General features: G+C 59.6%; 15 protein-coding genes. 8 read left to right on the top strand and 7 right to left on the bottom strand.

Going from position 1 to position 12502, the window contains the following annotated elements:
• Positions 1-36: 36 nt before the first annotated feature.
• Positions 37-573 (bottom strand): chalcone isomerase family protein, encoded by a 537-nt coding sequence (locus AC3WMT_RS17620; protein ID WP_103305872.1) that lies wholly within the window; start codon positions 571-573, stop codon positions 37-39.
• Between the two features lie 148 nt (positions 574-721).
• On the opposite strand from AC3WMT_RS17620, the gene AC3WMT_RS17625 reads away from it, so the two are divergent.
• Together AC3WMT_RS17625 and AC3WMT_RS17630 are read left to right on the top strand one after the other, a co-directional pair.
• The gene (locus AC3WMT_RS17625; protein WP_103305871.1) at positions 722-1507 is read left to right on the top strand and encodes a hypothetical protein; all 786 of its coding nucleotides are present in this window, start codon (positions 722-724) and stop codon (positions 1505-1507) included.
• Positions 1508-1605: 98 nt separating this feature from the next.
• A complete protein-coding gene (locus AC3WMT_RS17630) occupies positions 1606-2169 on the top strand; it encodes a DcrB/PsbP domain-containing protein (RefSeq protein ID WP_103305870.1) in 564 nt (187 codons plus the stop codon).
• Here AC3WMT_RS17630 and AC3WMT_RS17635 read toward each other — a convergent pair.
• From AC3WMT_RS17635 to AC3WMT_RS17650, 4 genes are all read right to left on the bottom strand, one after another.
• The gene (locus AC3WMT_RS17635; RefSeq protein WP_103305869.1) at positions 2159-2875 is read right to left on the bottom strand and encodes an alpha/beta hydrolase; all 717 of its coding nucleotides are present in this window, start codon (positions 2873-2875) and stop codon (positions 2159-2161) included. The two genes, AC3WMT_RS17630 and AC3WMT_RS17635, sit on opposite strands and share 11 nt — an antisense overlap.
• Positions 2876-3265: 390 nt before the next feature.
• The gene (locus AC3WMT_RS17640; protein WP_103305868.1) at positions 3266-4378 is read right to left on the bottom strand and encodes a succinylglutamate desuccinylase/aspartoacylase family protein; all 1113 of its coding nucleotides are present in this window, start codon (positions 4376-4378) and stop codon (positions 3266-3268) included.
• A 197-nt stretch (positions 4379-4575) separates the two neighbouring features.
• A complete protein-coding gene (locus AC3WMT_RS17645; RefSeq protein WP_103305867.1) occupies positions 4576-5355 on the bottom strand; it encodes an ABC transporter substrate-binding protein in 780 nt (259 codons plus the stop codon).
• Between the two features lie 260 nt (positions 5356-5615).
• Positions 5616-6044 carry a rhodanese-like domain-containing protein gene (locus tag AC3WMT_RS17650; protein WP_103305866.1) on the bottom strand — a complete coding sequence of 143 codons (429 nt, stop codon included), beginning with the start codon at positions 6042-6044 and terminating at the stop codon, positions 5616-5618.
• A gap of 101 nt (positions 6045-6145) precedes the next feature.
• On the opposite strand from AC3WMT_RS17650, the gene ftrA reads away from it, so the two are divergent.
• The 4 genes from ftrA (at position 6146) to AC3WMT_RS17670 (ending at position 8681) form a co-directional block, all read left to right on the top strand.
• Entirely contained in the window at positions 6146-7120 is a 975-nt protein-coding gene (ftrA, locus tag AC3WMT_RS17655) for a transcriptional regulator FtrA (RefSeq protein ID WP_103305865.1), read from the top strand.
• Between the two features lie 440 nt (positions 7121-7560).
• On the top strand, positions 7561-7941 hold the full coding sequence (locus tag AC3WMT_RS17660) for a DUF6124 family protein (RefSeq protein WP_103305864.1): 381 nt from the start codon (positions 7561-7563) through the stop codon (positions 7939-7941).
• Positions 7942-7943: 2 nt separating this feature from the next.
• Positions 7944-8213 (top strand): hypothetical protein, encoded by a 270-nt coding sequence (locus tag AC3WMT_RS17665; protein WP_103305863.1) that lies wholly within the window; start codon positions 7944-7946, stop codon positions 8211-8213.
• A gap of 165 nt (positions 8214-8378) precedes the next feature.
• On the top strand, positions 8379-8681 hold the full coding sequence (locus AC3WMT_RS17670; RefSeq protein ID WP_103305862.1) for a helix-turn-helix domain-containing protein: 303 nt from the start codon (positions 8379-8381) through the stop codon (positions 8679-8681).
• 87 nt (positions 8682-8768) lie between these two features.
• Here the strand turns inward: AC3WMT_RS17670 and AC3WMT_RS17675 are convergent, their stop codons facing one another.
• Positions 8769-9107 (bottom strand): FKBP-type peptidyl-prolyl cis-trans isomerase, encoded by a 339-nt coding sequence (locus AC3WMT_RS17675; RefSeq protein ID WP_103305861.1) that lies wholly within the window; start codon positions 9105-9107, stop codon positions 8769-8771.
• A gap of 163 nt (positions 9108-9270) precedes the next feature.
• On the opposite strand from AC3WMT_RS17675, the gene AC3WMT_RS17680 reads away from it, so the two are divergent.
• On the top strand, positions 9271-10350 hold the full coding sequence (locus AC3WMT_RS17680; protein WP_103305860.1) for a sensor domain-containing diguanylate cyclase: 1080 nt from the start codon (positions 9271-9273) through the stop codon (positions 10348-10350).
• 9 nt (positions 10351-10359) lie between these two features.
• Here AC3WMT_RS17680 and AC3WMT_RS17685 read toward each other — a convergent pair whose 3' ends face one another.
• A complete protein-coding gene (locus AC3WMT_RS17685; protein WP_103305859.1) occupies positions 10360-10668 on the bottom strand; it encodes an RcnB family protein in 309 nt (102 codons plus the stop codon).
• 540 nt (positions 10669-11208) lie between these two features.
• Here AC3WMT_RS17685 and AC3WMT_RS17690 point away from each other — a divergent pair.
• Positions 11209-12501: an MFS transporter gene (locus AC3WMT_RS17690; RefSeq protein ID WP_103305858.1), complete on the top strand. Its 1293-nt coding sequence runs from the start codon at positions 11209-11211 to the stop codon at positions 12499-12501.
• The last annotated feature ends 1 nt before the right edge of the window (position 12502 follow it).

The following is a 12502-nucleotide window of genomic DNA, read 5'->3' on the forward strand; positions in this document are numbered from 1 at the left end:
AGCAAAAGATCGCAGCCTTCGGCAGCTCCTACCGATTTACCGAGTCATCCCCAGCAACTGCTGACGCAGCTCGGGGCTGCGCGTTCGCGGATCCAGCCAGATATCAAAAAATGCCCGGGCAAACTGCGGATCATCAATCTCATGTTGCAACTGCTGCCCGACAAAAAACCGCGCGCCCTGCCCCGGCAGATAAACCCCGGTAATGCGCGTGCCGGCCTGTACATCGACAAACGACTGCTGCATCTGCATCTGCCAGCCTGCAAGTTGCGCGGCGCTGATGTTGCTGCCAGCCAGACGTTTGATTTCATCGACACTGGCTTTCACCAGGTCGTCACGAGAGATGGTGCGGCGGTAGATCAGTTCCAGAGCAAACGGTTGGTCCGGCGCCAACGGTCGCGCGGCGCTCCACAAGCGAGCGTTGTACACATCAAAACCCCATACGCTGAAGTCGCCGGTACCAATAATCTGCGCGCCCGGCACCGCGTCCTGCCAATTGGCCCAGGTCGGGGTCAGCAGCAAAGCCCACAAACCGATGCCGCAGCATCCACGCAACACCTTTGGTGTTCTGTTCATCGCGGCATCGACTCCGGCAAAACCCTGATAATCAGAGCATAGCCACGAATCGCCAACGCAACTTTGTATACAGTTTCTGTATAACAATGCAGCAATCCATCAGCGCCAATGCTAACGTGGCCCACTCTCACCCGACGGAGACACCTGCGTGCTGATCCTCAAACTGCTGCTGATTCCCGGTTTTCTGCTGCTGATTTCGCTGGCCGGCAAGCGTTGGGGGCCAAGCGTGGCCGGGTGGCTGTCGGGCTTGCCGGTGGTGGTCGGGCCGATTCTGTTGTTCCTCGCCATTGAACAAGGGCCGCAGTTTGCCGCGCATTCGGCGGTGGCTGCGTTGTCGGCGATGTTCGCGATGATTGCCTTCTGCATCACCTACGCGCAGGTCGCCCAACGCACGAACTGGCCGTTAGCGCTGACGGTGTCGCTGTCGGTGTGGGCCGTGATTGCTTGGGTGTTGTCGCTGATCCCGGCGTCACTGCCGTTTTCAGTGGCAGCGGCGGCGGTTGCGTTGTTGGCATCGCCGTACCTGTTTCCTACGGTGCAACCGATGCTCAACGGCCCGGCGCCGAAGTCGGACAAACTGATCTGGCGGATGATCGCCGGCGCCGCGTTGACCCTTGTGGTGACGATGCTGGCCAGCACCGTCGGCGAACGCTGGAGCGGGCTGTTGGCAGTGTTTCCGGTGCTGGGCAGTGTCATGGCGGTGTTTTCCCAGCAGACGCGCGGCCCAGCGTTTACTGCGGCATTGTTACGGGCGACGGCGACCGGTATGTACTCGTTTTCGGCATTTTGCCTGGTCTCGGCGCTGACCTTGCCGAGCCTGGGTCTGAGTGGCTTTGCCATTGGCGTGGCCGTATCGGTGGCCATGCTTGGCGTGACGCGCAAGTTGCTGGCCAAACCGGCGCCGGCGAGATCGACGCGAACGTCTGACGCCTGAAGCGCTTCTATCAATAAGTCCGGACGAGCCGGGCTGGAGTGCCAAGGCGCTGCGTGGGATGATCGCCCGCCTGGCACGACCACTTCCCGGAGATTCGAATGACATTGTTGAGCAAAAAAGCCGTCGTCCTGTTGCTGGCGGCAGTCGCCGGCCTCGGCGCCATCAACGCTCAAGCCGCCAAGGCCAAGGAAAAAGCCGCCACCGAGAAGGTCTCGATGCTCAACGGCAAGTTCACTTTCACGCTGCCAAAAGGCTTCGTTGCCGATCCGCTGCCGGCCAGTTCGACGGGCGCCAAGGGCACGATGTACACCAACCAGGCGACCAAAACCGTGGTGATTGCCGCCGAAAACCAGATTCCCGAAGGCAACAACGTCAAGGACAACGACAGTGAGTTCCTCGACGGCACCGTCGCTGATTTCATTGATGCCCAGCGCAAGGCGCTGCCGGACTTCAACAAGCTCAGCGAAAAAAGCCTGACCCAGAAAGGCACCGGCCTGGGTCTGCGTCAGGTCGACAGCACCGCCACTCAGGGCGGCGGGCAGACGCTCAACACGACGTTGATGGCCGGCTCCGGTACGCGCATGGCGCTGGTCCAGGTGATTTCCCGGGTCAGCGACAAGAAAGGTCACGACGCACTGGTGAAAACCATCCTCAAGGATTGAGCTGCTGCAACCAGGCGTTCAAGTCGCGCAATTCGGCCGCACTGATGCTGTGGCCGACGCCGGGATAGGCGTGAAACTGCGGTTTATAGGCGAGTTTCTGCAACAGTTCGTTGGCCGCTGTGCCGTCGTGGTACGGCACACGATCATCGGCGGTGCCGTGACCGATGAAGATGCTCAGTGGCAGCGGTGGTTGCGCGGTCTTCAGTTCAGCTTTCAACACTGGCAATAAACGCCCGCTCAACGCCGCGATACCACCCACGACCACGGGCGGCCGCAGCCCCACCTCGTAGGTCATCATCGCGCCTTGGCTGAAGCCGATCAGGTACACCTTGTCCGGTGCGGCGTGATACTTCTTCGCCGCTTGCGCGATAAAGTCCCGTAGCTTCTGGCCGCTGGCCTTCAGATCATCGGTTTCGCCGTTGTAGGCACCTTCGCCTTTTTTGCGAAACCACTGGAAACGCCCTTCGCCCAATGCCAACGGTGCCTGCACCGACAGGTAGTTGTATTGCGCCGGCAGCTGGAATTTCATGCCGATCAGATCGGCCTCATTGCTGCCGTAACCATGCAGGAAAATCACCAGCGGACGCGGATCGGCGTCGGCGTGGACCTGTTCTATGTACTTGAGTGGCAGATCGGATTGCAGGGTGGTTTGAGCATGGACGGCGGTGGACGCCAAGAGGGTCAACAGGGCAAAGACCTTCAACATAGAGCCTTCCTTTCACAGAGTGTCGGGTTCGGGGGGGAGCCTAACATCCCGGGTCAAGGATCCAAATTCTGTGGCGTTGTCCAAACCGCCATCGCTGGCAAGCCAGCTCCCACAGGATTTGTGTGAATCCAATATTTTTGAACACCTCCAATCACTGTGGAGCTGGCTGTCAGCTCACAATAAATTTGTGTAAATCCAATAGTTGTAAACACCCTCAACCACTGTGGGAGCTGGCTTGCCAGCGATGAGGCCATCAAATCCAATGAAGGGCTATGAATTGGGTGCTGTTGATGGCCCCTTCGCGAGCAGGCTCACTCCTACATTTGGAATGCGTTCCCCTGTAGGAGTGAGCCTGCTCGCGATGAGGCCTTTAGATGCGACGAAAATCCGTCAGTCGTTAGTCAGTTTTCCCGTACGAAACGGCACCCGCCCCGCCACTTTCGCCTGCCAGATTCCCGGTTCGGTGTAACGCCCGCGATCAATCGCGAACAACACGCCACTGGTCCCTGCACGCACAGTGCTCACGCGGTCCTGCAGCGGATCAACCACTTCAAACAACGCATCGCCCTCCTCCACCCACTCGCCCGCATTGCGCAGGAAACTCACCACGCCATGGTGCGGCGCAAACAGGTATTCGGTGCCCGCAAACGGCATCCCTTCGCAGCACTCGCTCGGCGCCGCCGGCCATTCGCCGCTGATGAAACCCTGTTCCGCCAGAAAACCCAGAATCGCCTCGCAGTTGGCCTGGGCCTGATCGACCCGGGTGTCGCCCATACTGCCCAGCTCCAGCGTGGTGGCGAGGTTGGCCGCTGGAATCGCCGCATTCGGGAAGGCTCGCGCCAGACGCAACCACGGCGTCGAGCAGGATTCATCGAACGAGCTGCCGCCAGAGTCTTCACACAGCAGCGCAACGCCAGCCTTGAGCCGCGCCGCCAGGGATTGCCACTGCGGCCAATGTTGCGGCAACGCATACAGGTGAATCGCCGCCTCGAAATCGCAATGCAGATCGAGGGTGATGTCGGCGTCGCAGGCATGACGCAGCAGCAAACGATGCAGTGCCTCCAGTTGCGACGCCGCTGGCGGCAGTTCATCGAAAACCTGGCCCATGGCCTGGCGGATCAGCGCGATGTTGGCTTCGGCATCAGCGCCCAATTGATCGCCGATCAATGCCGCCACCGGTGCGCTGAGTTCAACGAAGGCGCGGTTGAAATTCTTGCCGCTGCCCAACTCGAAGCGGCCCATGTGATTGCCTTGCAGATGCTGGTCGAGCCCGATCGGGTTGGCGACCGGCACCAGTTCGATCACACCTTGCAAGCGGCCCTGCGCTTCTAGTTCGTTGAGGCGTTGCTTGAGTTCCCATGCGGTGCGCATGCCCGGCAGTTCATCGGCATGCAGGCTGGCCTGGATGTAGACCTTGCGCGTGCCGGCGCCATAGCGAAACACGCTGAGTGAACGTTCGCTGCCCAAGTGGCTCCAGGGCAGAACGTGGTCGATGCGTTGCATGGGTAACTCCTCAATATCTGGATCACAAAGATCCCCTGTAGGAGTGAGCCTGCTCGCGATAGCGGTTTAACATTCAACATTATCGTCGTCTGATACTCCGCTATCGCGAGCAGGCTCACTCCTACAAAGGTCTCACCACAATTAGAGCGCAAAAAAAGTGGCCACCGCGCTAACGGGGCCACTTTTTTTACGGCGTATTAATGGCCGTACACGTCAAAGTCGAAGTATTTGTCTTGCACTTGTTTGTACTTGCCGTTGGCGCGGATTTCGGTGATGGCCTTGTTGAATTGCTCAGCCAGCGCGGTATCGCCCTTGCGCACGGCAATGCCGGCGCCGCCGCCGAAGTATTTGGCGTCTTCGTAGGTCGGACCGACGAATTCGAAGCCTTTGCCAGCGTCGGTTTTCAGGAAGCCGTCACTGAGGTTGACCGAGTCGGCCAGCATCGCGTCGAGACGACCCGAGGTCATGTCAAGGTTGGCTTCCTGCTGCGAGCCGTAACGGACCAGATCGATCCCGGCCGGCACCAGCACTTCAGTGGCGAAACGGTCGTGGGTACTGGCACGCAGCACGCCGACTTTCTTGCCTTTGAGCTGGGTCAGCGGGTCAGTGATGTTGGAGCCGGCCTTCATCACGAAGCGCGCAGGGGTGTGGTAGTACTTGATGGTGAAGTCGACGTTTTTCTTGCGGTCGTCGGTGATGGTCATCGAGGACAGGATGGCGTCGATTTTCTTCACTTTCAGCGCCGGGATCAGGCCATCGAATTCCTGCTCGACCCAGGTACATTTGACTTTCATCTGCTCACACAACGCATCGCCGATGTCCACGTCAAACCCGGCCAGTTTGCCGTCCGGGGTTTTCATCGAGAACGGCGGGTAACCGGCTTCGATACCGATGCGGATCGGCTTGGCGTCTTCGGCCACAGTGGTCAGGGACAACATCGACAGTGCCAGGGCACCGAACATCACTAGCTTCTTCATTTATTACTCCTGTGTGCGGAGGCTTTTATTGGCAGCTTTCGATTCAGCGTTCGGTCATGGCCAATTGGCTATAAAAACCGAAGTGGCCGGCAGTCTATGGCGGCGCGCACAGGGTAAATTGTGTTTAAGCGACAAATACTTACGAAAAATCGGCGCACCGATTGACCGGGGTCAACGGTGCGCCGTTGTGGGCAAAGGCTGTAGGACAGAACCTTATTTCGCGCAGGAAATCTGCGATGAGTACCCTTTGTGGCGAGGGATCAGCATTCACAGCCGATTGCGGTTTTGCCGACTGGCTCAACACTCAGTTGAAAGCCTTCATCAAGCCATCCGGTAACGCCGCCGATCATCTCCTTGACCGGGTAACCCAGCGCCGCCAGTTTCACCGCCGCCTTGTTCGCGCCGTTGCAGTGCGGGCCGGCGCAATAGACCACGAACAGCGTGGTTTTCGGGTAGCCCGCCAGTTCCGCCGCCGTCAGCAGCCGGTTCGGGATATTGATCGCGCCCGGCACATGCCCGCGCTCAAAAGCCAGCGGGCCGCGCACGTCGACCAGAACAAAATCAATCTCGCCAGCCTCCTGGCTGCTGAACACGTCGGAACAATCGGTTTCGAAGGTCAGACGATTGCTGAAGTGCATCAAGGCGATCGCCGACGGAGCGGCAGGGATCTCGCGAACGAGGCTTGTCATGGGTGTTGCTCCTTTGTCTGTAGGGGTGTGAACAGACTTTATCGAGCGGCCGCTTGCGGCTACAGTGGCGCGCAAGACACTCACCGGGAATTTTCCGCCAAATGCCGACATCACCAGGTCTCGTCGCAATTCTGGCCTACGACGGCCTCTGTACTTTCGAGTTCGGCATCGCAGTGGAGATCTTCGGCCTGGCCCGGCCGGAGTTCGATTTCCCGTGGTACACCCACGCCATTGCGGCGGTCGATCAAGGCCCGATGCGTGCCTTGGGTGGCATTCAGGTATTGGCTGATGGCGGTCTGGAACTGCTCGCCGAGGCGCGCACCATCATCATTCCCGGCTGGCGCGATCGAAATGCAGAAGTGCCACAAGCGCTGCTCGATGCTCTGCGTCAGGCTCATGCCCGTGGCGCACGGTTGTTGTCGATCTGCTCGGGTGTGTTTGTACTGGCCGCCAGCGGCCTGCTCGACGGCCACGGCGCCACCACCCATTGGCGCTACGCCACGGAACTGGCGCAGCGCTTTCCGGCGATTGCGGTCGATCCGGATGTGCTTTACGTCGACGCTGGCCAGTTGATCACCTCGGCGGGCAGCGCCGCCGGCATTGACGCCTGCCTGCATCTGGTGGCGCGGGACTTCGGCACTCAGGTGGCCAACTCGGTGGCGCGGCGATTGGTGATGTCGCCGCAGCGTACCGGCGGGCAGGCGCAGTTCATTCCGACGCCGGTCAGCCCGACGCCGCGCAACGATCTGTCACGGGTGATGCAGTGGGCGCGCGAGCGTTTGCATGAACCGCTGGAAGTGCGCGATCTGGCCAGTGAAGCGGCGATGAGTGAGCGTACGTTTTTGCGGCGGTTCACCGAGGCCAGTGGCCAGTCGCCCAAGGCGTGGCTGCAGCATGAACGGCTGGCGCGGGCGCGGGAGCTGCTTGAGAGCACGGATCAGCACACCGAACAGATTGCCGAGCGCTGCGGGTATCGCTCGGTGGAGAGTTTTCGCGTGGCGTTTCGCGGGGTGGTGGGAGTGTCGCCGTCGGTGTATCGGGAGCGGTTTGGGCGTGGGGTGAAGGTCAGTTCTTGAGTGAGTTTTGAAGGCCCCATCGCGAGCTTGCTCGCTCCTACATTTTGGAATGCATTGCCCCTGTGGGAGCGAGCCTGCTCGCGAAGGCGTCAGGAAAAACGCAGCATCATTTAGACATCAGCCATGAGGCTACAGCGCCTTGCGCCTTTGCCTACAACTACGCCAGAATCCGCCGGCTTGTGCGGCTTGAGGGGTGCCGGTAACTTGGTTCGCGTCACTGAAGGGTCAGTGATCGGGTTTAGTCGCTCGGTAACACACCTAAACTGCACAACGTTCCAGACAGTAGGTATTTCGATACTTCACTCAATGGCAGCTGTGCGCAGGGCGCCTTCGGGTGCGCCGGTTTTGGTGTGAGTTTTCCGGTCGACTAACCTGCGTATAGCTGCCACCTTTTCGTTTAGTCGCGAGGTGGTGCCAGCATCACTTTGGAAAACTACACCATGTTCAAAATCACGCCAAACCCGCCCGAAACAGGCGCAGAAATCGATCCAAATCCTACGTCCCCCTACTCCACGCCGGGCTCCAGAAAACTCCACGAAGCCGCCGAACGCGCCCTCGATCACTACCTGAAACCCACACCGCCTTCGCCACCGCGCAGACCCAGCACGATGTTCCTCGTTGACCCCAACACCGGCACCGAAGACCTCATGGCCCACGCCTGCGAATCGATGGCCTCGGCCAGCATCATGCTCAGCGACTTCGCCGCCCTGCTCGACTCGCCCTACCGCAACACCGTGCTCGGCATTCAACAGGTCGTCATGCTCGGCGAACTCGCGGTCAACCGCGCCCTCGACAAACTCGACCCCGACCTGAGGCAATGACCATGACTCACAAAACAGATGCACAAGTCGTCGCGGCATTGGTGGCCATGGGCTTCAATGAACGGGACAGACGCTGGGCACAGAACACCTGCCTGGTGCTCTTCGAAAGCGAACGAGAAACCATCGTCGCCTCCGCCGTCACCGTCCTCGCCCAACTCGATGAACTGGAAATCGACGCCGTCCTGCCGGCGCTGCGCCGAGTCAGCCGCCGATTCCCTTCACTGCAAAGGACGGTGGCCGACACCTTGGCCGAGATGGCGCACGCAGCCTGATTGACCGAATGACAGCTCTTCGCGAGCAGGCTCGCTCCCACACGGGATCTGCAGTGCACTCAAATCCCATGAGCCACCGCAATCACCTGTAGGAGTGAGCCTGCTCGCGAAGCTTTCTTTCTGCTGACGAATATCTGAAAGCCAAACCCCAGGAAGGCCCAAGCCATGAAGGAACATCACCCGCGCTACTCAAGTGTCTGGGATGCACTCGAAGACACGCCGCAGGACGCCGCCAATATGCGTCTGCGGGCCAAGCTGATGCGCACGCTTTGCGAGACCATTCGAGCTTGGGAGCTTCCTCAAAAAGAAGCGGCTAAGCGCTTGGGTATCACCCAGCCGCGACTCAACGATGTGCTCAATGGCAAAATCGACAAGTTCTCTTTGGATGCGTTGGTCAATCTGTCAGCCGCAGCAAAACTGGAGGTAGACATCTGCTTCCCGCTGGGTCAACCGTTGCAATGGGCTTGAAAGAAAGCTGACCCGCCACCAATCCACTGTCCAGACAAATGATGAGGGGTATCGCCCCTCTCACGCCCAAAGCGATCGCCACCCACCTCAATCATCCCGCGTCAGCACTTCCAGCAACTCAATCTCAAACACCAGATTCGAATTCGGCGGGATCTTGCCCATGGTCCGCTCGCCATACCCTAGGTGCGCCGGCACCAGCAGTTTGCGTTTGCCGCCGACCTGCATGCCCATCAAGCCCTGATCCCAACCCTTGATTACCCTCCCCGTGCCAATCACGCACTGAAACGGTTTGCCGCGACTGTGGGAAGAATCGAACTCGCTGCCGTCTTCCAGCCAACCGGTGTAGTGGGTGGTGATCAGCGCGCCTTTGACGGCGGCTTTGCCCTCGCCCACCTGAAGATCAATTACCTGCAGTTCATCATTCATGACATTCACTCTATTGTTCAGCTGGCCGCCGTTTTCCCAGAATTGCCGGTCGATGGCAACCCGTAAGCGCAGATCAACGTGGTATCCGAAGCGAGTGCGGAACAATTAAGATAGCCAACCGCCATTACTTCTCGGATCGACTCGCCATGCTGGCAGCTCCTCAATGATTCAGCTCTGGATCAGCCTCGTCATCGGCGGGGCTTTGCTTGTTGTCATTGTCCTGCTGAGCTGGCGTCAGCGCGGTTTGCGCAAGCAGCTTGCCGAATACCGTGAACTGCTGACCAGGGCCGCCGAGGGTCAGAACATTCATCAGGACGGCGACGTCGAGCGTTTCAAGCGCAGCCAGTATTTTGCGCGCATCGGCACCTGGGATTGGGAAGTTGACTCCGACCGGCTGTACTGGTCAGACGCGATTTACGGCATGTTCGGCTTCAGGATCGGCGAAATCACACCGTCCTATGCGCTGTTCTGTTCCTGCGTGCACCCGGACGATCGCGTCAGGGTGCGCTCCGGTGAACTGCGTTGTCTGGAAACCGGTGAAAACCACGATGAGGAGTACCGCGTGGTCTGGCCCGACGGCACGATTCGCTGGCTGCGGGAAACCGGCAACGTGGTGCGCAATGACCACGACGCGGTGATCAAAATGATGGGTGTGGTGCGCGACATCACCGAAGAAAAAGCCTCGGCCAGCTACCTGCAACACCTCGCCCATTTCGATCCGCTGACCGGTCTGCCCAATCGTCTGGTGCTGGAACAAAAACTGTCCGAAGCACTGGATCACGCGCGGCAGACTGACACGCGCGTAGCCCTGGTATTTATCGACCTCAACGGCTTCAAAACCATCAACGACCACTACGGCCATGCCGCCGGCGACCGGGTGCTGATCACCACGGCCACGCGGCTGAAACGTATCCTGCGCGTCACCGACACCGTTGCGCGCATTGGCGGTGACGAGTTCGTGGTGATCCTGCAAGGCCTGGCACCGGGCCTCGACCTACAGGACGAAGCCCGCAGCATCTGCCAGAAAATCTTCATCGAACTGTCGCCCCCGATCAGCATCGGCAACGACCAGCGGCACATGGGTAGCAGCCTTGGGGTGGCGGTATTTCCGGATCACGCGACAGCCATGGATCGCCTGCTGCACATCGCCGACCTGGCGATGTATGAGGCCAAGCGCAGTGGCAATAATCAGTATCGATTGGGCGGGGAAAGCCCTGCGCGCGTGCAGACGCAAGGCTTTTGAAACGCAGGCTTAACGCTCGACCGGTTGCATCTCGACGATCGTCCCGTTGGTGATCATCACCATTACGTACTTGTCGTTGATCTGCACCCACTGCGCCTGTTCGATCGGTGCTTTCAAGCCTTTCTGCTTCCAGTTTTTCAACGCTTTGTCGCTGCGCTGATAAACGTCCGGAGCGCGGTCGTTGACCTTCAATTCACGGTCGCTGACCGGGGATTGAACGGCGGGTTCGCTTGAGGTTTGCGCCGCTTGAACAAGGGGGCTGATCCCGGCAATGCCGGCGACGAGGGCCAGGCTGGCGATTAGGGTTTTGCTGTTCATCGGTGAACCTCCTGTGGTGTGTGATACCTGAACTCGGACTGCCGGGTTCGGGAATCATTCCTTGTTTTTTGCTTGGGCTGGCCAGGGATTGTAGTTGCCGGTGAGGCCGCCATCGCTGGCAAGCCAGCTCCCACAGGTTTTTTGGTGTTTGCAAGAGCAGTGAGGACACTGCGCAAATTGTGGGAGCAGGCTGGCTGGGGGATTGTAGTTGCCTGTAAGGCCGCTATCGCTGGCAAGCCAGCTCCCACAGTGGATCAGGTCGTTTACAAAGGTTGTGTACACCAAAGAAACCTGTGGGAGCTGGCTTGCCAGCGATAGGGCCAGCTCAGTCGACATCTTCATTGCCAGACTCACCGCTTTCGCGAGCAGGCTCCCTCCCACCGGTTTAGTGCTGCCGCGCTGGATTGATCCACTTTGCACATCAATCCATACCAACAATGCAATTAACAGATTGTTACATCTGCGCCACCATCCGCCTCAATAAAAACCGTGCGCCGCCCTCCCGTAGCGCACGTCATAAAAGCGGTGGAGTACTTTTCTATGACAGCCTCAATCCCACACGGCGGCTCGCGGGCCGGCGCCATTTTCCGGGTGACCTCGGGCAACTTCCTCGAACAGTTCGACTTCTTTCTGTTCGGCTTTTACGCCACGCAAATCGCGGCGGTGTTCTTTCCGGCGAGCAGTGAGTTCGCCTCCCTGATGATGACCTTTGCCGTGTTCGGCGCAGGCTTTTTGATGCGTCCACTCGGGGCCATTGTGCTCGGTGCCTACATCGACGACGTCGGCCGGCGCAAAGGGCTGATCGTCACCCTGTCGATTATGGCCAGCGGCACCATATTGATTGTGCTGGTGCCCGGTTACGAGTCCATCGGTCTGTTGGCCCCGGCGCTGGTGCTGATCGGGCGCTTGCTGCAAGGCTTCTCCGCCGGCGCGGAATTGGGTGGGGTGTCGGTGTATCTCTCGGAGATCGCCACGCCGGGCCGCAAAGGTTTCTTCACCGCTTGGCAGTCGGCCAGTCAGCAGGTGGCGATTATCGTCGCCGCCGCGTTGGGCTACGCCCTGAACGCGTGGATGGCGCCGGATGTGATTGCCGACTGGGGCTGGCGGATTCCGTTTTTCGTCGGTTGCATGATCGTGCCGTTCATCTTTTTCCTGCGGCGCAATCTGGCGGAAACCGAAGAGTTCGCCGCACGCAAACATCGCCCGAGCATGAAGGAAGTGTTCCGCACCCTTGGCCAGAACTGGGTGGTGGTGCTCGGCGGGATGTTGATGGTCGCCCTGACCACGACCGCGTTCTACCTGATCACCGTGTACGCGCCGACCTTCGGCAAAACCGTGCTGCACCTGAGCACGTCTGACGCGTTGCTGGTGACGCTGTTGGTCGGTGTGTCGAACTTCTTCTGGCTGCCGATTGGCGGCATGCTGTCCGACCGTATCGGGCGTCGTCCGGTACTGATCGCCATGTCGCTGCTGGCGTTGGCCACGACCTATCCGGCGCTGTCGTACCTGGTGCAGGCGCCGAGCTTCAGCCACATGTTGCTGTCGCTGTTATGGCTGTCATTTATCTACGGCTTGTACAACGGCGCGATGATTCCAGCGCTCACCGAAATCATGCCGGTGGAGGTCCGGGTCGCCGGTTTCTCCCTCGCCTACAGCCTGGCCACCGCAATTTTCGGCGGTTTCACGCCGGCAATGTCGACCTTCCTGATCCAGTACACCGGCGACAAAGCCGCGCCGGGTTACTGGATGAGTGTCGGTGCGTTGTGTGCCTTGTGCGCCACTCTTTATCTGTACCGCCGTGCCGGTGGTCGTCTGCAACCCGTCGCGGCCTGAG

The sequence above is a fragment of the Pseudomonas sp. FW305-7 genome (assembly GCF_058786735.1).

Coding starts and splice junctions, on each gene's coding strand:
- AC3WMT_RS17675 (WP_103305861.1), bottom strand. CDS start 9,107: ATGAATGATGAACTGCAGGTAATTGATCTTCAGGTGGGCGAGGGCAAA.
- AC3WMT_RS17640 (WP_103305868.1), bottom strand. CDS start 4,378: ATGCAACGCATCGACCACGTTCTGCCCTGGAGCCACTTGGGCAGCGAA.
- AC3WMT_RS17635 (WP_103305869.1), bottom strand. CDS start 2,875: ATGTTGAAGGTCTTTGCCCTGTTGACCCTCTTGGCGTCCACCGCCGTC.
- AC3WMT_RS17690 (WP_103305858.1), top strand. CDS start 11,209: ATGACAGCCTCAATCCCACACGGCGGCTCGCGGGCCGGCGCCATTTTC.
- AC3WMT_RS17670 (WP_103305862.1), top strand. CDS start 8,379: ATGAAGGAACATCACCCGCGCTACTCAAGTGTCTGGGATGCACTCGAA.
- AC3WMT_RS17650 (WP_103305866.1), bottom strand. CDS start 6,044: ATGACAAGCCTCGTTCGCGAGATCCCTGCCGCTCCGTCGGCGATCGCC.
- AC3WMT_RS17665 (WP_103305863.1), top strand. CDS start 7,944: ATGACTCACAAAACAGATGCACAAGTCGTCGCGGCATTGGTGGCCATG.
- ftrA (WP_103305865.1), top strand. CDS start 6,146: ATGCCGACATCACCAGGTCTCGTCGCAATTCTGGCCTACGACGGCCTC.
- AC3WMT_RS17620 (WP_103305872.1), bottom strand. CDS start 573: ATGAACAGAACACCAAAGGTGTTGCGTGGATGCTGCGGCATCGGTTTG.
- AC3WMT_RS17685 (WP_103305859.1), bottom strand. CDS start 10,668: ATGAACAGCAAAACCCTAATCGCCAGCCTGGCCCTCGTCGCCGGCATT.
- AC3WMT_RS17630 (WP_103305870.1), top strand. CDS start 1,606: ATGACATTGTTGAGCAAAAAAGCCGTCGTCCTGTTGCTGGCGGCAGTC.
- AC3WMT_RS17680 (WP_103305860.1), top strand. CDS start 9,271: ATGATTCAGCTCTGGATCAGCCTCGTCATCGGCGGGGCTTTGCTTGTT.
- AC3WMT_RS17660 (WP_103305864.1), top strand. CDS start 7,561: ATGTTCAAAATCACGCCAAACCCGCCCGAAACAGGCGCAGAAATCGAT.
- AC3WMT_RS17645 (WP_103305867.1), bottom strand. CDS start 5,355: ATGAAGAAGCTAGTGATGTTCGGTGCCCTGGCACTGTCGATGTTGTCC.